General features: G+C 67.0%; 18 protein-coding genes and 1 pseudogene. 12 read left to right on the forward strand and 7 right to left on the reverse strand.

Annotated features, from left to right (window positions below; translation table 11 throughout):
• Positions 1 to 56: 56 nt before the first annotated feature.
• The 6 genes from ACSYHF_RS03010 (at position 57) to ACSYHF_RS03035 (ending at position 12279) form a co-directional block, all read left to right on the forward strand.
• Positions 57 to 2621 carry a fimbria/pilus outer membrane usher protein gene (locus ACSYHF_RS03010; protein WP_447576420.1) on the forward strand — a complete coding sequence of 855 codons (2565 nt, stop codon included), beginning with the start codon at positions 57 to 59 and terminating at the stop codon, positions 2619 to 2621.
• Positions 2612 to 3646, forward strand: a complete 1035-nt coding sequence (locus tag ACSYHF_RS03015) for a fimbrial protein (RefSeq protein WP_053498090.1) — start codon at positions 2612 to 2614, stop codon at positions 3644 to 3646. The genes ACSYHF_RS03010 and ACSYHF_RS03015 overlap by 10 nt, the downstream gene beginning before the upstream one ends.
• 265 nt (positions 3647 to 3911) lie before the next feature.
• Positions 3912 to 5096, forward strand: coding sequence for a non-hydrolyzing UDP-N-acetylglucosamine 2-epimerase (gene wecB, locus ACSYHF_RS03020; protein ID WP_134955704.1), 1185 nt, complete (start codon positions 3912 to 3914; stop codon positions 5094 to 5096).
• Entirely contained in the window at positions 5093 to 7294 is a 2202-nt protein-coding gene (locus ACSYHF_RS03025) for a hypothetical protein (protein WP_447576070.1), read from the forward strand. Before wecB ends, ACSYHF_RS03025 begins: the two co-directional genes overlap by 4 nt.
• A 6-nt stretch (positions 7295 to 7300) precedes the next feature.
• A complete protein-coding gene (locus ACSYHF_RS03030) occupies positions 7301 to 9448 on the forward strand; it encodes a glycosyl transferase family protein (RefSeq protein ID WP_053498095.1) in 2148 nt (715 codons plus the stop codon).
• Entirely contained in the window at positions 9445 to 12279 is a 2835-nt protein-coding gene (locus tag ACSYHF_RS03035; protein ID WP_447576071.1) for an NfrA family protein, read from the forward strand. The genes ACSYHF_RS03030 and ACSYHF_RS03035 overlap by 4 nt, the downstream gene beginning before the upstream one ends.
• Before the next feature lie 3 nt (positions 12280 to 12282).
• Here ACSYHF_RS03035 and ACSYHF_RS03040 read toward each other — a convergent pair.
• The 3 genes and pseudogenes from ACSYHF_RS03040 to ettA form a co-directional block, all read right to left on the reverse strand.
• Positions 12283 to 13278, reverse strand: a pseudogene (locus ACSYHF_RS03040) (DUF4434 domain-containing protein); the annotation flags it as partial.
• Between the two features lie 83 nt (positions 13279 to 13361).
• Entirely contained in the window at positions 13362 to 14678 is a 1317-nt protein-coding gene (locus tag ACSYHF_RS03045) for an NCS2 family permease (protein ID WP_005415248.1), read from the reverse strand.
• 183 nt (positions 14679 to 14861) lie between these two features.
• Complete coding sequence (ettA, locus tag ACSYHF_RS03050; protein WP_005415249.1) at positions 14862 to 16526, reverse strand: energy-dependent translational throttle protein EttA; 1665 nt, start codon at positions 16524 to 16526, stop codon at positions 14862 to 14864.
• Positions 16527 to 16778: 252 nt separating this feature from the next.
• Between ettA and ACSYHF_RS03055 the strand changes: the two genes are divergently transcribed.
• From ACSYHF_RS03055 to ribD, 6 genes are all read left to right on the forward strand, one after another.
• Positions 16779 to 17258, forward strand: a complete 480-nt coding sequence (locus ACSYHF_RS03055; RefSeq protein WP_095378073.1) for an RcnB family protein — start codon at positions 16779 to 16781, stop codon at positions 17256 to 17258.
• 186 nt (positions 17259 to 17444) lie between these two features.
• Complete coding sequence (gene glyA / locus ACSYHF_RS03060; protein ID WP_005415251.1) at positions 17445 to 18698, forward strand: serine hydroxymethyltransferase; 1254 nt, start codon at positions 17445 to 17447, stop codon at positions 18696 to 18698.
• Positions 18655 to 19110: a hypothetical protein gene (locus ACSYHF_RS03065; protein ID WP_447576072.1), complete on the forward strand. Its 456-nt coding sequence runs from the start codon at positions 18655 to 18657 to the stop codon at positions 19108 to 19110. The genes glyA and ACSYHF_RS03065 overlap by 44 nt, the downstream gene beginning before the upstream one ends.
• Before the next feature lie 27 nt (positions 19111 to 19137).
• On the forward strand, positions 19138 to 19587 hold the full coding sequence (locus ACSYHF_RS03070; protein ID WP_447576073.1) for a hypothetical protein: 450 nt from the start codon (positions 19138 to 19140) through the stop codon (positions 19585 to 19587).
• A gap of 145 nt (positions 19588 to 19732) precedes the next feature.
• Positions 19733 to 20254, forward strand: a complete 522-nt coding sequence (nrdR, locus tag ACSYHF_RS03075; protein WP_005415256.1) for a transcriptional regulator NrdR — start codon at positions 19733 to 19735, stop codon at positions 20252 to 20254.
• A gap of 78 nt (positions 20255 to 20332) precedes the next feature.
• Positions 20333 to 21418 carry a bifunctional diaminohydroxyphosphoribosylaminopyrimidine deaminase/5-amino-6-(5-phosphoribosylamino)uracil reductase RibD gene (gene ribD, locus ACSYHF_RS03080; protein ID WP_262222081.1) on the forward strand — a complete coding sequence of 362 codons (1086 nt, stop codon included), beginning with the start codon at positions 20333 to 20335 and terminating at the stop codon, positions 21416 to 21418.
• Positions 21419 to 21453: 35 nt separating this feature from the next.
• Here the strand turns inward: ribD and ACSYHF_RS03085 are convergent, their stop codons facing one another.
• From ACSYHF_RS03085 to ACSYHF_RS03100, 4 genes are all read right to left on the reverse strand, one after another.
• Positions 21454 to 21954 (reverse strand): hypothetical protein, encoded by a 501-nt coding sequence (locus ACSYHF_RS03085; protein ID WP_005415258.1) that lies wholly within the window; start codon positions 21952 to 21954, stop codon positions 21454 to 21456.
• A 186-nt stretch (positions 21955 to 22140) separates the two neighbouring features.
• On the reverse strand, positions 22141 to 23001 hold the full coding sequence (locus tag ACSYHF_RS03090; protein ID WP_447576074.1) for a hypothetical protein: 861 nt from the start codon (positions 22999 to 23001) through the stop codon (positions 22141 to 22143).
• Between the two features lie 154 nt (positions 23002 to 23155).
• Positions 23156 to 24118 (reverse strand): hypothetical protein, encoded by a 963-nt coding sequence (locus tag ACSYHF_RS03095; RefSeq protein WP_069139489.1) that lies wholly within the window; start codon positions 24116 to 24118, stop codon positions 23156 to 23158.
• A gap of 12 nt (positions 24119 to 24130) precedes the next feature.
• Positions 24131 to 24778, reverse strand: a complete 648-nt coding sequence (locus ACSYHF_RS03100; RefSeq protein WP_111128406.1) for a hypothetical protein — start codon at positions 24776 to 24778, stop codon at positions 24131 to 24133.
• Positions 24779 to 24791: the final 13 nt, after the last annotated feature.

A 24791-nucleotide genomic window follows, 5' to 3' on the forward strand; every position in this document is an offset into this window, starting at 1 on the left:
ACCGCCGCCGTGCGGCGAATTGAAGGAATGTCAGTGTGATCGGAAACAGATTGACATTGTCGATCCATCAGGCGCTTTGCCTGCTGGTTGTTGGCGCGGCCTGCCCAGGATGGGCGCTGGCTGCACCGGCCAATCTCGGCGAACAGGCGCTGATGGCGCAGAGTGGTGCGGCCAATGCGCGTGCACCGGAATCGGCCCAGTTCAATTCCAGCTTCCTGTCCGGCCAGGCCAAGCAGGTCGACCTGGCGGCCTTCAGCAATGGCAACCCGATGGTTGCCGGCAACTACCGTGTCGACGTCTACGTCAACGGTGCCTGGCAGGGCCGTCGTGACCTGCAGTTCAAGGCCGATGCACAGGGCCGTGTCGACGCCTGCCTGCCGCTGCCGATACTGGAAGAAATGGGCGTGGACAGCGAGGCCGTGCTGCTGCAGCAGGACCCGACGCTGCCGACCGACACGACCAGCTGCGTGCCGGTGCAGCAGCGCATGGCCAACGCCTACGGTGTCTACGACAGCGGCAACCTGCGCTACGACCTCAGCATCCCGCAGGTGTTCCTGCGCCGTGAGGCACGCGGCTACGTCAACCCGGCGCTGTGGGACCGCGGCATCAATGCCGGTTTCGTCGGCTACAGCTTCAATGCCATCGACAGCAACAGCCGTGTCGAAGGTGGCCAGCGCAACCGCAGTGCCTATCTCGGCCTCAATGCCGGCCTGAACCTGGGTGGCTGGCAGTTCCGCCACGACTCCAACCTGACCTGGTCCGAGGGTGACGGCCGCCATTGGCAGAGCATCGCCACCTACGCACAGCGCGGCATCCCGCAGGTGCGCGGCATGCTCACCATCGGTGAGGCCTATACCACCGGCGAGCTGTTCGACTCGATCGGCTACCGCGGTGCCAGCCTGGCCAGCGACGACCGCATGCTGCCCGATTCGCTGCGCGGCTACGCGCCGGTGGTGCGCGGCATCGCCGAGACCAATGCGCGCATCGAAGTGCGCCAGAACCAGCAGCTGATCTACTCCTCCACCGTTTCGCCGGGCAACTTCGTCATCGATGACCTGTACCCGACCGGCTACGGCGGCGACCTGGAAGTGAGCGTGATCGAGGCCGATGGCCGCCGCCGCGAATTCAAGGTGCCGTTCGGCTCGGTGCCGCAGATGCTGCGCGAAGGCGTGTCGCGTTACTCGCTGACCGCCGGCCAGGTGCGCAACAAGCTGCTGGCCGACGAACCCTGGCTGGTGCAGGGCACCTACCAGCGCGGCATCGGCAACCAGCTGACCCTGTACGGCGGCAGCGCGCTGAGCGATGGCTACCTGTCGCTGCTGTACGGTGTCGGCCTGTCCACGCGGGTCGGTGCCTTCGCGGCAGACGTCACCCATGCACGCACCTCGTTCGACCACTACGGCAGCCACACCGGCGCCAGCGTGCGCTTGAGCTACAGCAACATGATCGGTGAGACCGGCACCAACCTGACCCTGGCCGCCTACCGTTACTCGACCGAAGGTTTCTACAGCCTGCAGGACGCGCTGTATGGCCGTGACTCGGACAAGCGCGGCATCGATCCGACCACCCGTGGTCGCCAGCGCAGCCAGTTCCAGGTGACCTTGAACCAGCCGCTGGGCCGTCGTGGCGGTGCGCTGTACGTGACCGGTTCGGTGCGTGACTTCTATGACCGCTCCGGCACCTCCAAGCAGTACCAGGTGGGCTACAACAACGCCTGGCGTTCGGTGAACTACGGCTTCTCGGCGCTGCGCACCGAAGAAGGCGTGCTCGGCCGTTCCGACACCCAGTACCTGCTGTCGATGAGCGTGCCGCTGGGCCGTGGTACCCACCCGGTGTCATTCAGTGCCGATCTGGGCGTGCGCGACCGCGGTGGCTACGACAACAGCCGCGTCGGCATCACCGGTTCGGCCGGCGTCGACAACAACTTCAGCTACGGCGTGGCCCTGTCCGATTCCCGCGAGGGTGGCACCACGGCGGTCGGCAATGCCGAATACCGCAGCCGCTACTCCGCGTTGAATGCCACCTACAGCCACTCGCGTGATTTCCGCCAGGCTTCCGTCGGTGCCAACGGCAGCGTGGTGGTGCATCCGGGCGGCTTCACTTTCACCCCGCAGCGTGGCGACACCATGGTGCTGGTCGAGGCACCGGGCGCGCGCGATGCGATCGTCAGCAACGCCCCGGGCCTGCGCGTCGATGGCCGCGGCTACGCCGTGGTGCCGTACGTGTCGCCGTACCGCCTCAACACCGTCACCCTCGATCCGCAGGGCATGGCCCACGACGTCGAGCTGGAAAGCACCAGCCAGTCGATCGCACCGTTCGCCGGTGCCATCAGCTACCTGCGCTTCGATACCCGCAAGGGCAACGCGTTGCTGATCCAGGTACGCAACCCGGATGGCCGCAGCATGCCGTTCGGTGCACAGGTCAAGGATGAGCAGGGCCAGCCGGTCGGCATGGTCAGCCAGGGCGGCCGCCTGTACGTGCGCAGTGAAAAGAACCAGGGCCGCCTGCTGGTGGAGTGGGGCGCCGGTGCCGACCAGCGCTGCACCATCGATTACCAGGTTCCGGCGGGCGCCGATGCGTCCAAGACCGGCTTCATTCCGCTGGAGGCAGCATGCCGATGATTTCTTCCCGTGGCCGCAAGGCGCTGACGGCCCTTGTACTGCTGGGTGGCGCACTGCTGGCACAGCAGGCCAGCGCGTCGTGCCGCATCCAGTCCAGCTGGTTCACCGCGCAGGACGTGACCATGGACATGGGCCAGATCGTGATCCTGCCCAGCACGCCGGTCGGTGGCGTGATCAAGGAGATCAGCGAACCGATCAACCAGCAGAACAGCGTGGCACGCTGCGACTGGTCCGGTGGCCGTTCCATCGGCGAGTACGTCAACGCCGCGCAGAAGCGTCCGGTGGCCGGCTTCTCGAACGTCTATGAAACCGATGTGGCGGGCGTGGGCATCCGCCTGTACCGCGACTCCGGCGCGATCCAGACCTACTATCCGCACACCATCAACTTCGCCAGCAACAGCACCATCTCGCTGGTCGGCGGCACCTTCCGCATCCAGCTGATCAAGACCGCTGCGCAGACCGGCTCGGGCGTGATCGCGCCGAACGGCCGCTTCACCACGTACTACTTCGACGGTGATGGCGCCGGCCGACCGGTGCTGACCTCCACCTTCAAGGGCTCGGGCACCACCGTGGTCAGCCCGACTTGCGAAGTGCAGGCCGGCAGCCGCAACATCGCCGTCGACTTCGGCAGCGTGCCCAACACCACCTTCACCGGTGTCGGTTCGCGCGCGGTCGATCGTGATTTCGAGATCCGCCTGAACTGCCAGGGCAGCAATGTTGCCGCCTACCAGAGCAAGATCGGCATCCGCCTCGATGCCGACCAGGACAGCTCGAACATGCCGGGTGTGCTGAAGCTCAGCGCAGCCAGCAACAGCGCCACCCGCATCGGCATCCAGATGGTCCAGCGCGTTGGCACCACCGAGCGCGAAGTGCGCTTCGGCCAGACCATCAACGTCGGCACCACCGCGCCGGGGACCAGCGTCATGGCGCTGCCGCTGCGCGCGCGCTATGTGCAGACCCAGGCCGGTACGGTGGGTGCGGGTGTCGCGAACGGCCAGGCCACCTTCACCATCCAGTACGAGTAGGCCGCCCGGGCGGCTGTCCCTGCTGCGTTCCGCCGCAACGTCGCCCGTCCCACGGGCGGCGTTGACTGCGTCTTGATCTTCCAACGATGAAGATCAGTGCCACGACGCACGTACCATCAATCTAATGTGATGGGCGTCGCGAATTTGGAGTTTCCTCATGAGGTGACCGTCTCCTGCCTGCGGGCATTGGGCGGGAACGCCGAAAGGATCCAGACGTGGCTACAGCTACTGGCATTCTCCAGCACGGTCCTTCCGGAGCACCCCGGTGAAGGTCCTGTCGGTGTTCGGCACCCGACCGGAAGCGATCAAGATGGGGCCGCTGGTGCGCGCCCTGGCCGAGGCTGCGGACATCGAATCGGTGGTCTGCATCACCGGCCAGCACCGGGCGATGCTCGACCAGGTGATGTCGCTGTTCGAGATCACCGCCGACCATGACCTGGATGTCATGGTGCCCAACCAGACCCTCAATGGCCTGTGCTCCAGGCTGTTCGAGCGGCTTGACGCGCTCTACACGCAGGTCCGCCCGGATCGCGTGCTGGTGCACGGCGATACCACCACGGCGATGACCGCCGCCCTGGCCGCGTTCCACCACCGCATTCCGATCGGCCATGTCGAGGCCGGCCTGCGCACCGGCGACATCAACCGGCCATGGCCGGAGGAGATGAACCGGCGGGTGATCGACGTGGTCGGTCATCAGCTGTATGCACCCACTCCCGGCTCGCGCGCCAACCTGGCCCGTGAGCATCTGGGCGGTCAGATCCTGGTCACCGGCAACACCGTCATCGATGCCCTGCAGCAGACCGTGCAGCGCCTGGATGCCGATCCGGCACTGCGTGCCCAGGCTGACGAACCCTTCCACATGCTCGACCCCGGGCGCCGCCTGCTGCTGGTCACCGGCCATCGCCGCGAGAGCTTCGGCCAGGGCTTCGAGGACATCTGCCGTGCGCTGGCCGAACTGGCCCAGCGGCCGGACCTGCAGGTGCTGTACCCGGTGCACCTCAATCCGAACGTGCAGGCACCGGTCAACGCACACCTGGGCAACCTCGACAACGTGCACCTGGTGCCGCCGCAGGACTACCTGCGCTTCGTGCGCCTGATGCAGCGCGCCGACGTCATCCTCACTGACTCCGGTGGCGTGCAGGAAGAAGCGCCGGCATTGGCCAAGCCGGTGCTGGTGATGCGCGACGTCACCGAGCGCCCGGAGGCGGTCGAGGCCGGTGTGGTGACGCTGGTCGGGACCACGCCCTCGCGCATCGTCGAGGGGGTCAATGCGGCCCTGGCACAGCCACCGCAGCCGACCCGTTTCGACCCCGATGGCAGTCCCTATGGCGACGGCCGCGCCAGCGCCCGCATCGTCGCCGCCTTGCGTGGCGCCCCGCTTCCCGAATTCTCGCCCGGTCTCCGCAGCGACGGTGCCGCCTACCACCCTCTCCATGAAGTGACGCCATGAGCCACACCGGCCGCTGTCCCCTGTTTGTTTCCGCCGCCGCGTTCGTCCTGTCGTGCGCGGTTGGCAGTGCCCACGCCGCCGACAGCGTCGCCGGCCAGTTCGCAGAATGGAGCGGCGACAGCACGGTGAGCCGGCAGATGACCCTGCGCGAACTCGGCTTCCGCCAACCGCTGGTACTCAGTGGGCAGGAGAGCCAGCGCGAGGTCTACCTGCCGGTGCCGGCCGGCGTTGCCACCCGCGATGCGCAGCTGCAGCTCGATGGGCGCTATGTGCGTGGCCACGCCGGGCGCACTTCAGGCCTGTGGTCGGTGGATGGCGATCCGGTCGCCGCGCGTTCGATCACCGATGCCCAGGGCGATGCCAGCCAGCTGCTGGCCATCGATGGCGAACCCCGCCAGAACGGCTTCGTGCGGGTCGGTGTCGGCTGGTGGTCGATCGTGTCCGACTATCAATGTGCCGACCAGAGCGCGCCGGCCAATGTGCTGCGGTTGTCGCCGGATTCGCGCTTCAGCTACCGCTTCGATGGGCGTGCCGTGGATACCGTCGCCAAGGCCTGGGGCGCGCTGCCACCGCGGGTGCGCCTGCTGGTGGAGGGCAAGGCGCTGCAGGCGCCAACCTATGATGCCGCCTGGCGCATTGGTACCGCGTTGCAGGCCGGCGGCAAGCAGGTGCAGGTGGTGGCGCTGCCCAAGGTCGGCGACAGCGTCGACCTGGCCGGCATCAGCGTCCCGGCCAGCCTGCAGGGCGTGCCGGCCTATGCAGCGCTGGCTACGGGCGAACGCGTGCACGCGATCAAGGATCTGGCCGAAGTGGGGGCGCTGCTGTCGTTGCGTGACAGCGGGCCGCTTGCCGCCGATGTGATGATCGGCAGCGAGGCATTGCGCGCCGGCGTACGCGCGGCGCTGGATGCGCTGGCCGCACAGGTCGGCGCGGCTGGCACCGATGCGGGCGCAGCGTTTGCTGCGTGGCGCGGTACTGACATGAGCGGCCTGGAGAAGCCCGCCGCCAACGCTTCGGTCAGCGTGGTGGCCGTTGCGGGTCGTCCGACGCTGGTGGTCGACCCGGCGGCAGCGGGCAAGGTGGCCGGACTGTTCGCCGAACAGTGGCGCAGCTATGCGCTGGGCCGCAGCCTGCAGGTCAGCGCAGCAGGAACGCCCAAACTGGACGGTGACCAGGTACTGCTGAGCCGGCTCGGAAACATCGCCGGAACCATGGATGTGGTGACCCGCGCCGACCGCAGCGCCAGCTTCGATCTGGGCACGCTGTCGGCCGATGGCCGCCTGCCCGAGCAAGTGGTGATCGATGTCTCGGCGGCCCCCAATGCGGCGGGTCAGGGCGCGGTGGCCACGATCTACCTCAACGACTACCTGCTGGGCGGCAAGGTGCTGTCGGCCAACGGCCAACCGCAACGGCTGGTGGCCAAGGTACCGGCCTACGCGCTGTCGGCGCGCAACGAGATCCGTGTCAGCTTCCTGCGCCAACCGGCACGCCCCTACTGCCACGATCCGGCGACCGGCTATCCAGTCTCGATCCTGCCCAGCAGCCACCTGACCCTGGCCAGGCGCTCGCTGGGCAGTGATTTCGTCGGTGCCAGCAGCCAGCTGTCACGCGGCAACCAGGTGTTCGTGCCCGGCGCCTGGCTGCAGGATGCACCGGCCTCGCTGGGCAAGGTCATCGCGGTGGCCAGTGCAGTGGGCGCCTCGCCGGAGGCGTCGGAACTGAAGGTGGTCGATGCCGGTGCCGCGGTCAGCCCGGGCGCGCCATGGCTGGCCTTCGGCGTTGCACCGGCCGGTGTCGATGTGGCCGGCCAGAAGGACGGCCACCTGCGGGTCGGTGGCACGTCGCAACCGCTGCTGGATGTCAGCGGCCTGGATCACGCCGCGGTGGTGCAGGTGGGATCGTCCGGCGGCCAGTTGGGCGTTCTCTACAGCGACCTCGGTGCACAGGCACCGTCGTTCAGCGCACCGTTCCGGTTGCTGCGCGGCGATCTTGCCGTGCTTGACGGCACTGACGTCGTGCGCGAATTCGACCGCCAGGATCCCTATGGCACGCGCCTCGCGCACGATGGCAATCCGCAATCGAAGTGGGAACGGCACATGGTCTGGTTGCTGCTGCTGGTCGGCGTGATCGTATTCGCGCTGCTGGCCGCCCGCGTCACCCAGGTGCGCCGCCGCAAGTCCGCCAACGCAGGACATTGATCCACCGTGGACGGTCTGTTCTGGAACATCCAGCTGGCCAACTACTACGCCGCCCTCGAAACCACGGCGGCGGCGGTGGCCGTGCTGATCCTGATCTCCAGCCTCGATGATCTGTTCATCGATGTCTGGTACTGGGTGCGCGAGAGCTGGCGCGCGCTGACCGTCAAGCGCCGCGACGCGTACCGGCCGCTGACCCAGGAAGACCTGCTGCAGCGGCCGGAACAGCCGCTGGCGATCATGGTGCCGGCGTGGATGGAGTACGACGTCATCGCGCAGATGGTCGAGAACATGATCAACGTGCTCGACTACCGCGAGTACGTCGTGTTCGTCGGCACCTATCCCAACGACCAGCAGACCATCGACGAAGTCGAGCGCATGCGCCGTCGCTACAAGCGCCTGCGCCGCGTGGAGGTGCCGCATGACGGACCGACCAGCAAGGCCGACTGCCTGAACTGGCTGATCCTGGCGATCTTCGACTACGAGAAGCGCCACGACATCGAGTTCGCCGGGGTGATCCTGCACGACAGCGAAGACGTGCTGCACCCGATGGAACTGCGCTTCTACAACTACCTGCTGCCGCGCAAGGACATGATCCAGCTGCCGGTCACCTCGCTGGACCGCGAATGGTACGAACTGGTGGCCGGTGTCTACATGGACGAGTTCGCCGAATGGCACGCCAAGGACCTGGTGGTGCGCGAGAGCGTGTCCGGCATGGTGCCGTCGGCCGGCGTCGGCACCTGCTTTTCGCGGCGTGCGCTGCTGGCGTTGAGCGCGCAGACCGACAACCAGCCTTTCAACACCGACAGCCTCACCGAAGATTACGACGTCGGTGCGCGGCTGGCAGCCATGGGCATGCAGTCGATCTTCGCCCGCTTCCCGGTGCAGTTCCGCGTGCGCCGGCCGTCTTGGTTCGGCTGGGGGCCGGTGCGCGAGCGCACCCAGCAGATGGCACTGTGCGTGCGTGAGTACTTCCCCGACAACTTCCGCGCCTCGTACCGGCAGAAGGCGCGCTGGGTGCTGGGCATCGGCCTGCAGAGCTGGGAGTCGCTGGGCTGGCGCGGTTCGCTGGCTACCAAGTACCTGTTGGCGCGCGATCGCAAGGGCATCATCACCTCGTTCGTCAGCATCATCGCCTACCTCATCTTCCTGCAGTTGCTGCTGTTCTGGCTGTTGAAGGCGACCGGGGTGTGGACGATGCAGTTCCCCAGCGTGTTCCAGGCCGGTACCTGGCAGATGAATGTCGCGCTGCTGACCACAGCAGCGCTGGCGACCCGCGTCGTGCAGCGCTTCTACTTCGTCAACCGCTTGTACGGCTGGGAGCATGCGCTGATGTCGATCCCGCGCATGGTGGTCGGCAACATGATCAACTTCATGGCCACCGCCCGCGCATGGAAGGTGTTCCTGGCCTACCTGCTGTTCGGCAAGCGCATGGTCTGGGACAAGACCATGCACGACTTCCCCGATGCGGCACAGCTGGTGCAGACCCGCAAGCAGCTCGGTGAGCTGTTGACCACCTGGCAGGCGGTGGAACCGGAGCGGCTGCAGCAGGCGCTGGCGCAGCAGCATGCCGGCCGGCGGCAGCCGCTGGGCCGCATCCTGCTAACCCAGGGCTGGCTGGATGATGAAACCCTGGCCGAAGCCATCGCCTTCCAGGGCGACCTGCCGCGTGCGGTCATCGACGTCGACTACCTGCGCGCGGGCTCATTCCCGGTCAGCGCCGATGCCTGCGTGCAGTGGCGCATGCTGCCGCTACCGCCGCGGCAGCAGCAGACACTGCGGCTGGCCGTGGCCAGCCCATTGCCCGAAGACGCGCTGGCGTTGCTGAAGCAGGAAACCCGCAGCGCGCACATCGAACAGAGCATCGCCCGCGAAAGCGAAATCAACGCAGGCCTGCGCCTGATCGGCGGCGACCAGCACTGGCAGCTGGACAACGTGCCCTTGCTGGGCGACCTGCTGGTGGAGATGCGCCTGATCGACCACGCGCGCTTCGAGATCGCACTGGATGCGTACAAGCCGCAGCGCGATGGCCGCATTGGCGATTACCTGGTCAAGCAGGGCATCACTACCGAAGAGGCCGTGGCCCAGGCCATGCAGGAGCAGCGCCGGCGTGCGGCCGCGCTGCAGTCGCCGCCTCCCGGAGCCTTGCCCGCATGAAGACCACGCTGCTGTCCACCGTCATTGCCATGGCACTGGCCACGGCCGCCGCGCCGGTGCTGGCGCAGGCCGATGCGCCGCTGCCGTTGTCCGGCGCTGCATACCGCATCGCCGAGCAGGCCTTCGCCGCTTACGAGCGCGGCGACTATCAAGCGGCTTACCAGCAGTCCAGCGAAGCTGTCCGGTTGCGCCCGGACGTGGTGCGGCTGCGCCTGCTGCAGATCTATGCGTTGCAGAAACTGGGCCGGTCGGCGGAGGCGCAGCAGCAGGCGCGCCGTGCACTGGATGCCGGGTTGAAGGATCCGGCCTTGCCGGCACTGGCCGCTGCCACCGCTGCGCGCAGCACGCCCCCGGATGCCAGGGGCGGGCGCGCGCCCTCCCCACCGCGCGCGGCCGGCAGCGGCGCAGACCGCGCCAGGCAGCAGGCCTACACGCTGGCCACCGAGGCCTATGCTGCCTATGACGCCGGGCGCATGCGGGAAGCAGCCAGCAAGGCCGAGCAGGCCTTCCGCCAGCAGCCGAAGCAGGGCGCCTGGGCGATGCTGTGGGTGGCGGCGCTGGAGGCACAGCAACAGGCCGAACTGGCCGACGCGGCCATCAGCACGGCGCTGCAGCTGGGCGCACCGAACGTCGAGGAACTGCACGCGCGGCGCGTGGCGCTGGCCCGCCAGCGCGCGCTGCTGCAGGCCCAGCAGGCCTACCAGTCGCTGTCCACGCAGAACGATGCGGCGGCCGTCGCGCAGGCGCGGGCCGCCGTTGAGCTTGCGCCGGATGTTGCTTCGTACCGGTTGCTGTTGATCACCGCGCAGCTGCAGCAGGGGCAGCTGGCCGACGCCGAGCGCAGCGCCGACCAGGCACTGCAGGCCGACGGCGGCGATCTCAATGCCCGGGTGATGCGCGGTTATCTGCGCCAGCGCCAGGGCAAGACCGTGCTTGCCAATGAGGACTTCGACACCGCGCTTGCCATGCCGGGGTCCACAACGCAACAGCGCAACGTGCGCCTGCTGGCCGTGGATGCGGCATTGGCCGCTGGGGACCGCATACGTGCGGCTGCACTGCTGGCGCCGCTGCAGGCGGCGTTGCCCACGGATGTGGGCGATGCTCGCGCGCAGCAGTTGCTGCAGCAGGGCATCGAGCAGCGCGCCAGGGCGACCGGATCCAGTCGCGAGCGTCCGCGCATGAGTGCGCAGGCCTATCCGGCGCCGTTCCAGCATTGCCAGTCGGATGGCACCGGCAATGTCTGCGAGCTGATGCCGGCTGACCTGCAGGGCGACGGTGGTGCCGCACAGCGCGCATATGCAGCCTACGCGCGGCAGGACTTTGCCGAGGCCATCGGTGAGGCAAGGCAGGCCGTGCAACTCGCACCGGACGATGCAGACCTGCAAGGCCTGCTGACCACCACGCTGGCGGCAGGCAACCGCAGCCAGCAGGACGAAGCGCGGCTGCGCCTGGATGCGACGCTGGCACAACACCCTGATGACGCGGTGGCGCTGATGCAACGCGGCTACCTCAACCAGAAGGCCCGTGAACCGGCGCGCGCACTGGCCGACTTCCGTGCCGCTGAGGCCACCGGCAAGGCACCCAAGAGCGTGGTGATCGACCAGGCGTACGCGAGTGCGGCCAACGGCGATCATCCGCAGGCGGTGTCGCTGCTGCGCAGTGCCATTGATCGCGCCGACGCCGGTGAGCTGCCTCTGGATGCGCATCAGCGCTACAACGTGCGCAATGCCATCGCCAACTATTCGCGCGAGTGGGGCGTGATCGCCTCGGCCGGCTTCCGCGGCGCGCGCCAGGCCGCGACCAATGTCGGCGGCGCGGCGATCAGTACGCCGGGCGATTCGGTGTTCAGCACGCTGGAAGCGTTCTGGCGGCCCCCGGCGTTCAATGACCAGCATGGCACGCTGGAGCTGTACACCCGGCTGCTCAACACGCTGTACGACGAGGGCGGCACCTACGAATCGATTCGCGCAGTGGACCCGTGCACCGGCGAATCGACACCCGACGCACGTGCTCGCGCCGACCGTCTCAGCCGCTCGCGTTCCACCACCGGCTGGCCGTCCACCATCGCCTCGTTCGGCATGCGCTACGCCTTCGGCCAGACCGGCCTGAGCGCCGGCATCGAGCGCCGCCAGTTTCTCGGTAGCGCCACCCGCACGGGCGATGTCTATCCCGCGTCCGCGGCCGTGCAGTGTAGCCTGCAGCTGGCCCTGAACCCGCCACTGGAAGCCAGCACGCTGGCCCGCTACCGCCTGGCCAGCGGTTCCGGTGGCTGGATGTCCTACCTGACCTACGGCTATTACCACGGTACCGACCTGCGCACCGACGTGAACCAGTGGTGGATGGTCAGCGGCTACGCGCAGGGCGGTTACACATGGGATGACAACAGCGCGCATTTCACGCTGGATGCACTCGATGCCAACGGCATACCGGTGCGGCGGATCGGCGATGCCAGCGGGCGCCTGCATCGCGAACAGTGGTTCGCAGCCGGTGAACTGCGCGCCGGACGCAGCTTCCGCTTTGGCGCCGGGCAGACCCACTGGGTGGTCACGCCGTATCTGGTGGTGGGGGCGGACTGGCTGGACCAGCGCTCGCGCGTGCGCGACATCCGTTACCCGCTGTTCCCGTCGCAGTCGTTCGCGCTCAACGATACGCAGCGCAGCTGGTCACTTGGCGCGGGGCCGGGCCTGGGCGTGCGCTACTGGTTCCGCGAGGACCGCTACAACACGCCGCGTTCCTACCTCGACCTGACCGTGCAGTACCGCTTTGCGATCGGTGGCGGTGATACGCAGCGCGCCAAGGGCCTGTTCGCCACCGCCATCCTCTATTACTGAGGCAACCCCCCACCGCCGCCGCAGCGCCGCCGCCTGCGGCGTGTCCTGGGTCAGCCACGGCTCCAGCGCATAGACCAGCACGTGCTGTGCGCCGCTGTCGCGTGCCCACGCCAGCTGCCGTCGGATCCGCGCGGCATCGGCAGTCTCGCCCTTGAACCCGCTGCCATCAGCGGCGCTGCCGGGCAGTTCGCGGAACAGCTCGACGATCGCATCGAAGCCGATGTCGTGCGCGTGGAAGTGATCGAGCAACGGCTGAAGCTGCTGCACGTTGCCGGCGCCGGCAACGCCCACGCCGTCCTGCACCATCGGCCGCAGCGTGGCCTGTGCCAGCACCGCCTGCCACAGCGTGACCAGGTTGCCGTCGGTCTGCAGGCGGCTGAAGTAGCAGGAGATCGCGCAGTCACCGCCGCGCGCGCGGGCGGCGTCTGCCAGCCCGTGCAGCCATTGCGCCAGCCACTGCTGGCGGGCCGGATCGGCCCAGTGGTACTGCTCCAGCTCGTAGGGCAGGTACCAGCCCTCGAAGGCGGGTACCTGCGCCCAGGGCGCCTGTGCCAACCAGCGGCGTGCATGCGCCAGGCTGTCGGCGAGGAACGCCTGCAGCGTGGCATCGTCGGCCCCGATCGCCTGCCACCAGCGTTGCTGGAAGGGCAGTCCGACGCGGATGCGGATGTCGTTCTCGCTGGCGGCGGTGAACAGCTGCTGCAGGCTGCCGTCGGGCAGTGACCAGTCGCCGTCACTGCCGCCGACGATGCCGGTCCATTGCAGCACCAGCTGACGGCAGCCCAGCGTATGTGCAAGCTTCAACGAGCGCTGCCAGTCGGCCAGTCCCCACTGCAGGTGGCTGCGCCAGGGCTGCAGGAAGGTGCCGTCGACCTGCACCGGCAGCGAGCAGCCGGGCAGGGTGGCGAGCGTACCGGCCAACGGCGCCAGCACGGCCGCGCGCAGCAGGCGGCGGCGCAACGGCGAAGACGGATCTGCGGGAAGGACGGGCGCAACCATGCCCGCATCATCCCAGAGCACCGTGCGCAGCAGGTGAACCCAGCGACCGGTGGTGCTGGCCGCTGGCCGGCACCACCGTGTGCTTACTCCAACGCGTAGCGCAGGGTGAACAGCACCGCCACCAGCCATACCGCCGGATGCACTTCGCGCCAGCGGCCGGTGCCGGCCTTCAGTGCCGCATACGCGATGAAGCCAAACGCCAGGCCATTCGCGATGGAGTAGGTGAACGGCATCGCCAGCGCGCACAGTGCGGCCGGCACCGATTCGGTCAGGTCGCTCCAGTCCACTTCCACCAGTTCGCGCAGCATCAGGCCGGCCACGAACAGCAGCGCCGGTGCGGTGGCATAGCTGGGCACCATCGCCGCCAGCGGCGAGAACAGCAGCGCGGCCACGAACAGCGCCGATACGACCAGCGCAGTCAGGCCCGTACGGCCACCCACCTGCACGCCCGAGGCGCTTTCCGCGAAAGCGGTGGTGCTGCTGGTGCCGAGCACCGAACCGGCCACGATGGCGGTGCTGTCGGCCAGCAACGCGCGGCCGAAGCGCTTCTGCGCGCCCGGCAGCTTCAGCAGTCCGGCGCGACCGACCACGCCATACAGGGTGCCGGTGGCATCGAACACTTCCACCAGCACGAACACCAGCACTACCTGCAGCAACACCGCGATCGGCGCACCGCCGTCATGGTGCAGCAGGCCCGGCAGGTCCAGCTGCAGGAAGGTGGGGGCCAGGCTCGGCGGCAGCGAGACCAGGCCCTGGTACTGCACGTCGCCCAATGCCCAGCCCGCACCGGTCACCGCCAGGATGCCGATCAGGATCGCGCCGCGGATCCGGCGTGCTTCCAGCACTGCGATCAACAGGAAACCGGCCAGCGCCAGCAGTGGCGGCGCCGTGTTCAACGGGCCCAGCGCCACCAGCGTGTCTTCGTTGCCGACGATCACGCCGGATTTCTGCAATGCGATGATCGCCAGGAACAGGCCGATGCCGGCCACGATCGCCGAGCGCAGCGACGAAGGAATGCCCGACACCAGCCATGCCCGCACACCGGTCAGCGACAGCACCAGGAACACCAGGCCGGAAATGAACACCGCCCCTAGCGCCTGCTGCCACGGCAGGCCGGCAGCGCCGACCACGGTGAACGCGAAGAACGCGTTCAGGCCCATCCCCGGTGCCATGCCGACCGGGAAGTTGGCCGCCAGCGCCATTACCGCCGAACCCAGCGCGGCGGCCAGGCAGGTGGCCACGAACACCGCACCCGCGTCCATGCCGGTGGTGCCGAGGATCTCCGGGTTGACGAAGACGATGTAGGACATCGTCAGGAAGGTGGTGATGCCGGCCAGCAGCTCGGTACGCACGGTGGTGCCGTGCTGCTGCAGCTGGAACATGCGCTCGAACAGGGACATGGAGATTCTCGCGACGATAAGGTGTCACGACCAACGGTCGTGACCTACCCGAATGCAGAACGTGGGTACCGACCGTTGGTGGTGGGTACCGACCGTTGGTCGGTACGCTTCAAAGCGTCACCACCAACGGTGGTGACCTGCCGAAAGGAGAAAGGCCGCGCGAGCGCGGCCTTTCCGGTTGCCTTACTTCAGCGCCTTGAAGCGCAGGCGCTTCGGCGCAGCGTCATCGCCCATCCGGCGCTTCTTGTCTTCCTCGTACTCGCGGTAGTTGCCCTGGAAGAACTCCACGTGCGAGTCGCCTTCGAAAGCGATGATGTGCGTGGCGATGCGGTCCAGGAACCAGCGGTCGTGCGAGATCACGAAGGTGTTGCCCGGGAACTCCAGCAGCGCGTCTTCCAGTGCACGCAGGGTTTCGATGTCCAGGTCGTTGGACGGTTCGTCGAGCAGCAGCACGTTGCCACCCTGCAGCAGGGTCTTGGCCATGTGCAGGCGGCCACGCTCACCACCGGACAGCGAACCGACCATCTTCTGCTGGTCCTGGCCCTTGAAGTTGAAGCGGCCGATGTAGGCGCGCGACTGGATCTCGATGCCGTTGATGTTGAGGATGTCCAGGCCGCCGGCGATTTCCTGGAAGACGTTGTGGTTGCCTTCCAGCTTGTCGCGGCTCTGGTCCACGTAGGACAGCTGCACGGTCGGACCGATCACGATCTCGCCCGAATCCGGCTTTTCCTGGCCGGTGATCATCTTGAACAGGGTCGACTTGCCGGCGCCGTTCGGGCCGATGATGCCGACGATCGCGCCCGGCGGAATCAGCATCGACAGGTTGTCGATCAGCAGGCGGTCGCCGAACTTCTTGGAGACGTTCTTGAACTCCATCACCATGTTGCCCAAGCGCTCGCCCGGCGGGATGAAGATTTCGTTGGTCTCGTTGCGCTTCTGGTAATCCTGCGACTGCAGCTCTTCCAGGCGGGCCAGACGGGCCTTGCCCTTGGAACGGCCGCCCTTGGCGTTCTGGCGCGACCACTCCAGTTCCTTCTGGATCGCCTTCTGGCGGGCCTTTTCCTGGTTCTCTTCCTGCTTCAGGCGCTCATCCTTCTGCACCAGCCATTCAGTGTAGTTGCCCTTCCACGGAATGCCGCGGCCGCGGTCCAGTTCCAGGATCCACTCGGCGGCGTTGTCCAGGAAGTAGCGATCGTGGGTGACGGCCACCACGGTGCCGGTGTAGCGCGCCAGGAACTGTTCCAGCCATTCCACCGACTCGGCGTCGAGGTGGTTGGTCGGTTCGTCCAGCAGCAGCATGTCCGGCTTCTGCAGCAGCAGGCGACACAGTGCCACGCGGCGCTTTTCACCGCCGGACAGGTTGGCGATCTTGGCATCCCAGGGCGGCAGGCGCAGCGCATCGGCAGCCACGTCCAGCTGGTTTTCCAGGGTGTGCGCATCACCGGCGGCCAGGATCGCCTCCAGGCGCTCCTGCTCCTTGGCCAATGCGTCGAAGTCGGCACCTTCTTCGGCGTAGGCGGCGTACACCGCCTCCAGCGCGGCCTGGGCCTGCAGCACTTCACCCACGCCTTCCTCGACCGACTCGCGCACGGTCTTGTTCGGGTCCAGTTCCGGTTCCTGGGCCAGGTAGCCGACCTTGATGCCCGGCTGCGGGCGGGCTTCACCCTCGAAATCGGTGTCCACGCCGGCCATGATCTTCAGCACGGTGGACTTGCCGGCGCCGTTCAGGCCCAGCAGGCCGATCTTGGCGCCCGGGAAGAAGGACAGCGAGATGTCCTTGATGATCTGCCGCTTGGGCGGGACCACCTTGGACACGCGGTTCATGGTGTAGATGTATTGCGAGGACATGAGGTCTCCGTAGGCGCGGCCCTGCGCCCGGCCCATCACGGGAACATCCCGTTGTGGCAGCGGGCACAGACTGGAAAGGAATACCGCCAATTATAGCCGGAACCGGTTCCGGGCCGCGCCGGGCAGGCGCCGTCGGGCTGGCCGTGGGCTGAATACTGCGTCACAGTCCTGCAGCGGGAAGCGTTTCCAGCCGGAAACGGTTCAGATCGGTTGCGCAATATGGGCTCACCACCACCCAAGCAGAGGTCTGACATGCGCATCAATCGAGTAATGGCCGGCGCCGTGGCCTCTGTGCTGGCGTTCGGCGCGGTGGCCCCGGCCTTTGCCGACAACGACCACCGTCGCGGCCATGACCGCCGCGAGTGGCGCGAGGACCGCCGCGAATGGCGACAGGACCGCCGTGACTGGGAACGCGACCGCCGCGAGGCACGCCGCGACTGGGAGCGCGACCGCCGCGACTGGCACCGCGACCACGACCGCTACTACCGCCCGGCCCCGCCGCCGCCGCGCGTGGTCTACCGCCCGGCCTACGGCCCGGGCTACGGCTGGAAGGTCGGCCACCGCTACCGCGATTACTACCGCGGCCCGATCTATGTGGTGAACGACTACCCGCGCTACCACCTGCGCCGCCCGCCGTATGGGCACCACTGGATCCGCGACGACCGCGGCAACATGCTGCTGGTGGCGGTGGCGACCGGCATCATCGCCGACTACATCATCAACAGTCGCTGAGGATCGCGGCCGGGGTCGGATCCCTTTCCAACGGAAAGGGCCCTGATCCCACAACATCCCTGGAAACCATACGGGGCCGGATTCCTTCGGGAGTGCCGGCCCCGGCCTTTTCGGCCCCGGCAGGCCGGTGCGGGGCTACAATCAGGGGCTGAGCCGTACCCCTTTCCCTGCCTGCTGGAGTACCCGATGTTCCCGCGTGACGTCCGCATCGAAACCTACGATCCCGAACTGGCCAAGGCCATTGCCGCTGAGACCCAGCGCCAGGAAGACCACGTCGAGCTGATCGCCAGCGAGAACTACACCAGCCCGGCGGTGATGGAAGCCCAGGGCAGCCAGCTGACCAACAAGTACGCCGAAGGCTACCCGGGCAAGCGCTACTACGGTGGCTGCGAATACGTGGACATCGCCGAGCAGCTGGCGATCGACCGCCTCAAGCAGCTGTTCGGCGCGGACTACGCCAACGTGCAGCCGCACAGCGGCTCGCAGGCCAACCAGGCCGTGTACTTCGCCCTGCTGCAGCCGGGTGACACCATCCTCGGCATGAGCCTGGCCCACGGCGGCCACCTCACCCACGGTGCCAAGGTCAATGCCTCGGGCAAGCTGTTCAACGCCGTGCAGTACGGCGTCAACGACCAGGGCCTGATCGATTACGACGAAGTCGAGCGCCTGGCCCTGGAGCACAAGCCGAAGATGGTCGTCGCCGGCTTCTCGGCGTACTCGCAGGTGATCGACTGGGCGCGCTTCCGCGCCATCGCCGACAAGGTCGGTGCCTACCTGTTCGTGGACATGGCCCACGTGGCCGGCCTGGTCGCCGCTGGCGTCTACCCGAGCCCGCTGGAGCATGCCCACGTCGTTACCTCCACCACCCACAAGACCCTGCGCGGCCCGCGTGGCGGCATCATCATCGCCAAGGGCGCCGACGAAGACCTGGTCAAGAAGCTGCAGTCGATCGTGTTCCCGGGCATCCAGGGCGGTCCGCTGATGCACGTCATCGCCGGCAAGGCCGTGGCCTTCAAGGAAGCGCTGGAACCGGGCTTCAAGGCCTACCAGCAGCAGGTGGTGAAGAACGCCCAGGCGATGGCCAACACGCTGATCTCGCGCGGCTACAAGATCGTTTCCGGTGGCACCCAGAACCACTTGATGCTGGTCGACATGATCGGCAAGGACGTGTCCGGCAAGGATGCGGAAGCTGCGCTGGGCAAGGCTCACATCACCGTCAACAAGAACTCGGTGCCGAACGATCCGCGTTCTCCGTTCGTGACCTCGGGCCTGCGCCTGGGCACCCCGGCCGTGACCACCCGTGGCTACGTCGAGCAGGACTGCGTGGACCTGGCCAACTGGATCGCCGACGTGCTGGACGCGCCGAACGATGATGCCGTCATCGCCCGCGTGCGTGATGCCGTCAGCGCGCAGTGCCGCAAGTACCCGGTTTACGGCTGATCGCCGCCTCAAGTACCTGTATGCCGTCCTGGCGGTGGCATTTGGCCTGCCCAGCCTGGCAGTGGGCGGTGTCGCGGCGACGATGCTGCTGCTGACGGGGCTGGGCCAGTTCGGCCATGGCACGCTGGCCGCGGTGACGGTGATGCCGCTGTGGGGCCTGGCCGGCATTGCCGGCTGCCTGGCCTGGTTGTGGCTCAGCGCCGGGTATCTGCTGCAGGGGCGTGCCGGGCTGCAGGTGCATCGCCTCTGGTGGTGGATGCTGCTGGCCGGCGGTCTTGCCGCTGTGCCCCCGCTGGGGCTGGCGCTGTGGTGGAGCATCACGGTCCACGCCGAAGGCATCGCCCTGTTGCTGTTGGGCCCATCGATGCTGGTGCCGGCGGCGATGCTGGTGTGGATCAAGCGCCGCGCATGACGTGGCCCATGGAAGGACATCGAACGCATGGATGAGCGCCTGCACAAGCGCGGGATGGCCATTGCCGGCCTGCTGGTGGGCCTGCCCACCGTGGCAGCAGGCGGTACGGGTGCCGTGCTGGGGCTGATGGTCGTATGGGACGGCAAGTACCTGACGGGCGACGAGCACACGCTGTTGCTGCTGTGGTCGTCGGCCGGGATCATCGGCCTGCTGTCGTGGTTGTGGCTGAGCGGGCTGTTCCTGTGGCGCGGTGTTGCCGGCCTGCGCCAATCACCGGTTGCCGCCTGGGCCGGCCTGGCGCTGGGCGTGCTGGCTGCGTTGGGCGTGATCGCCGCCGCGTTGTACTTCACCTTCAAGTACGGGGAGATCTCGACATTGGCCTTCCTCGGCTTTGGCCCACCGCTGTTGGTGATGGCCGGGCACCTGGCGTGGCTGCGCTGGTCACGCGTGGCATCGCCGCCGCCCGCACCGGGTTGAGCCGGACATCACGAACTCGCCGCACACCTTGGGTGGCCAGAATGCAGGCGCTTCCGCGCAGGCAGCATTTGCTGCGGCGCCCTTTCTCAGGTACCTTTGCGACGCTGCCATGATCGTGGCAATTGCTCCCTGAGCCAGGCGTTCCATGCATTGCCCCTTCTGCCAACATGCCGATACCCGGGTCATCGACTCGCGCGTCTCTGAAGACGGCGCGACGATTCGCCGTCGGCGGGAATGCGAAGCCTGCGGCGAGCGCTTCAGCACTCTGGAAACGGTCGAGCTGAAGCTGCCGGCCATCGTCAAGAGCGATGGCACCCGCGAAGCGTTCGACCAGCGCAAGGTCCGCGCGGGGTTCGACCGCGCGCTGCAGAAGCGCGCGGTGCCCGAAGACAAGATCGAAGCGGCGGTACGCGCGGTGGTGCACCAGCTGCGCATCAGCGGCGAGCGCGAAGTGCCCTCGATCAAGGTTGGCGAGTTCGTCATGAACGAACTGCGCAAGCTCGACCACGTGGGCTACGTGCGCTTCGCTTCGGTGTACCGCAGCTTCGAGGACGTGGCCGATTTCCGCGAGGAGATCGAGAAGCTCGAGCGCGACCTGCCGTCCAGCACCGAACAGCTGCAGCTGCTGGGCGATGTGATCGCCCTGACCAAGAAGAAGAAGGGCTGACCGCCTCTGCCTGGGTGGGTGCCAACCTGGATTGGCACCGATGGCATGGATCAACACCGGCAGCGTTACCATGGTCGCATGACACCCTCGTTCTCCGTCCTCGACCACCTGCACATGGCCAACGCGCTGCGCCTGGCCGAGCGCGCTGCCTATACCACCCGGCCCAACCCGATGGTCGGCTGCGTGATCGCCCACGGCGAACGCGTGGTCGGGCAGGGCTGGCACCAGCGCGCAGGGGGGCCGCACGCTGAAGTATTCGCACTGCGCGAAGCCGGCAGCGAGGCCCGCGGTGCCACCGCTTATGTCACCCTGGAGCCCTGCGCCCATTACGGGCGCACGCCGCCGTGCGCACTGGCGCTGATCGAAGCGGGCGTGACGCGCGTGGTGGCGGCGATGCGCGATCCCTTCCCGAAGGTTGATGGCGGTGGCTTCGATCTGCTGCGCAATGCAGGTATCGAGGTTGCCGAAGGACTGATGGCGGCGCCGGCGCGCGAGCTCAACAAGGGCTTCCTGTCACGCGTGGAGCGCAACCGCCCGTGGCTGCGGGTGAAGCTGGCCGCCAGCCTCGATGGCCGCACCGCGATGGCCGACGGCAGCTCCAAGTGGATCACCGGGCCGGCTGCGCGCGAGGACGTGCAGCACTGGCGCGCTCGCGCCGGTGCGATCCTGACTGGCGCCGATACCGTGCTGGCCGACGACCCGATGTTGACCGTGCGCCTGGCCGGTGCCGAAGTGATGCCGCCACTGCGCGTGGTGCTCGATTCGCGCCTGCGTTCGCTCGAATGCAGCCGTGTGCGCGAGGGCGGTGCGCCGACGCTGTACCTGCACGATGCGGCGGTGAGCGCACCGGATGCGGCCGACGCCGAATTTGCCAGCGTGCCCTGCGTTGAAGGGCGGCTGGACCTGGGCGCGGTGCTGGCGCTGCTGGCCGAGCGCGGCATCAACGAAGTGCATACCGAAGCCGGCGCGACACTGGCCGGTGCGCTGCTGCGCGCTGGCTGGGTGGACGAACTGCTGCTGTACCAGGCGCCCACGCTGCTGGGCGACAACGGTCGTCCGTTGCTGGCGGGCCTGGGCATCGAGGCAATGGGCCAGCAGCGCCGCCTGCGCGTGGTTGACCAGCGCCAGGTCGGCGAGGACATCCGGCTGCTGTTGCGCCCGTGAGTCAATCGCGGGGCACTGGCCCCGTTCCGGCGCTGTCAGGTGCCCTCGTCCTCGTGGGCGGGGCACTGCTCTTTCCATTGCTGCTTCCACAGCAGATGCAGGTCACGGCAGTAGGCACCGAGTGCTTCTCCCGTCAGTTGCGTTGACTTCCACCGCAGCCTGCGCCGGCTGATGCCCTGGTCGTACTCGTCCGGCAGTACCGACGGTGCGCACTGATCGTGGTACTGCAGGAACGCCCGGCAATCGTCGTTCTCGCTCAGTTGCGCGTCGATGTCGCGGTCGCGCAGCTGGGTCGACTCGAACGCAACCGAAGGTTGCACGAAGAAGGTCCTGGGTCTGGACGCTTCGGCGTGCCAGCACGCCATCAGCGCGACAAGCAGGGCCGTGGTCGAGGTTGTGCGGTGTTTCATGCTGTTGCCCTCGTGGAAGAGGACAACAGCATTGATCACGCAGTGTGCGCACGGCCATGCAACGGTTCTGAAAATGCAGTCGCCCTGGTCGTCGGTGACGATGCGCCGGGCACGGATGAGCTGCACGTTTCGCCGCCCTATCCGGCCAGCACGTCACACCAGGAGGATGCTATGTGAGATCGCACAGCTCGATGGCCCAGTGCTGGAACAGTGTTTCGATACGCGCTTGACGCTCGATGCCCGGCGCGGCGCATCCCAGAGCGGCAGGCCCAGCAGCGGGATCACCAGATGCCGGATCATGACGCCCCGACCTCAGTCGGTCTTCTCGCTGTTCCACAGCTCCCGGTTGCGCTCATGGACGATCTGGCAGTCGCGCGTCGCCTCCGCATCGCTCATTCCCTCCACGCGCTTGAGCAGATTGCGTTGCAGTACGCCGTTGCTCAGAAAGGGACTCTGCGGGTGATGCCGGGCAAAGAACCTCAGCTGGTCGGCCATCATCAGGTCGCAGGTGGGAATGCTGGTAACCACAGGTACGGATTCCGCTGCGACCCGCGTGTTCCATGCGTCGAAGGGCAGTACCTGCTGCAGCAGCGTGTTACCCAGCGACGGCAGGTCGAGGGCCATCCAGTGACCTTTGCCTCGGGCCTGCAGGAACACGGCGCTGCCCTCATGTGAGCGATCCGGCGCGTCGCGCAGGGCGTTGGCGAATGCCACGAAGAGGGCCTTGGCGTGTTCGGGATCATCACGGCCGACGTCGGCACGTCGCTTCTGCGCGTCGCGGTAGGTCGGAAAGAAGCCCGAGAGGTCGGGGAAAGCGCAGCGATACGCCACGGTTGCCTGTGGCGTTAAATGCACCGTCTCCCGGGTGATGTCAGTGATGGTGCAGGACAGGGCCTTCTGCCGCATCTCCAGAGCGCTGGCAACCGGTTCCATTGCCGTACCGTTGAAGGCGGCCTTGGGCAGCTGAAGCGCATCGATGGCGTTGACGGTCACATCAATGCTGTCGCTGTTCGCGAATGCGAGCAGATGGTGCCGCAGCTTCTCTTTCGACGGCGTGTCGCCGCGAACGATGACCTGCACATAGGTCTCGAAGGTCTCTTCCAGTGAGAGCACAGCAGGGGGCGCGGCGGCAGCGGTGAGCGGCGCTCCCAGCAGGAGGATGGGTTTCAGCATGGGGCACACGGGCGATCCGGGACGGCCATGAGGATCAGGGGAACTTCATGCAGGGTCCATGCAACGTGTCTGAAAATGTGCGGCGTTGGGAAAGGTGCCGCGCTTGACCCGGCGCTACAGAATCGCGCGAGCCTGGCGGTCGGCACCAGTGTTGTCATGGCTCGCGGAATCGGACCGAAGCGGCCATGGCATCAACCGCGTCTTCCACTGCCTTGGAACTGTCTGCCGGCAGGATGGCGACCAACCGCACGAATCGCTCACCCGGCCAGAGGGCGAGATAGTGGCGGTAGCGGCGTCCGTCCGGTGTTATCCCATCAACCCGATGCCCGGTGATACCACCGAACGGCATGTCCTTTCTTGAGGTAATCGTTCCGCCCTGAATCCTGACAGTTCCTGCAATCAGCTGATCGGACACCTTCTGTAGATCGTTCGAGGCAAACGGGAGAGAAAGCTGGGATGCGACAATCACCGAGGGTTGGCGGCCTTCGGGATCCGTATCCAGTTCGCCAGCCGTGAGCAGCATTGCCGAGCTTGAGAGCGTATCGATCAGCCGGAACGGCGGCTCCGGCGTGAGGGTGAAAGGCAAAGCCGCAATCTTCTGTTCGCGTGTGGCCTGTGCGCCGATCGTTACCGAGGAAAGGGCCTGCATCGCTTGGCTGTGCGTCAGTGCATGGTCGCGTGGAGCTTGCACCGTGATCATGACAGTGGGGGAGCCGCGGAAAAGCGCCATCCACTTCTCGAAGCTGTAACCGTGCGCCACCTGGCTGCCAATGACTACGGGAACCGTTCGCCCTTCGATGCTGAGCGATTCCAGTCGATCGACGTGGACGCCCTGGCTGGCAAAGCGGTTTCGCGCAGCGGGCTCATCCACGAAGAGTGCTCCGACTGCGCTGCTGGCCTCGGCGGGCAGTTCGGCGATCAGGATACTGGCTCGTCCATCTTCACTGACAAAGCCGGAGAAGTTGGGGGCGAGGGTGAACCCGGGAGGTGGCGACAGGCTGACGACCGAGCCGGGTACGGCCATTGGCGGTTGTGAGGCCTGTGAGCAGCCCGCGAGCAGCACGGCCTGCAGGAAAAGCAGGGCCGAGCGCGCGATACTGTGGAAGTGGGTGAGCATCTCGAAAGCCCTCTATTCTGCCCGGACCTGATCAGTGTCTTCCTCAGCTTCAATACGCTCGTTCCAAGCGGAGAACGGCATCAGCTCCTTCAGTAGATTCACGCCAAGGAACAGCATGTCCGCACTGCTCCATGGACCCTTGTCGCCAATACGCGAGAACTCCGCCCTCGCCATGTACGTGGTGTCAGGCGCGTCGCGCAGGGTTCTCGCATAGGTCCCAAGAAAATCCCTGAACGCATCGCCATCCGGGTCCCCGGCGCGTGAGCGAGCCAGATTCTCCCGATAGGCGTCAAAGGCGCCAGAAACATCGGGGAGCGTGCACTGATAGTCCACAACGCCGCGACGGGAGGAACTGTCCTCTTCGATCGTGACTGCACGGCAGTGGATGGTTTTCCGGCGCGCGGTGATGGCACTGGCCGTGGGTTCTTCGAACCCAGCGGCAAGATTTCCGAAGGCATACAGCGCATCAACGATGTCTCCGATGTCCGGGTAGTCGTCCGTGCCTGCCGTGCGTAGGCTGTTGCGCAAGGCGGCCTTGGCGTCCTCGTCATTCTGGGTGATGACGCGCGCATAGGCATCGAAGGTGTCTTCCAGTGACAGCGCTGCAGCATCTGCGGCCAGCGGCGCGCACAGCAGCAGGGCGAAAAGAGCTCTCAACATGGCGTGGGCGGAA

The sequence above is a fragment of the Stenotrophomonas maltophilia group sp. P373 genome (assembly GCF_053295075.1).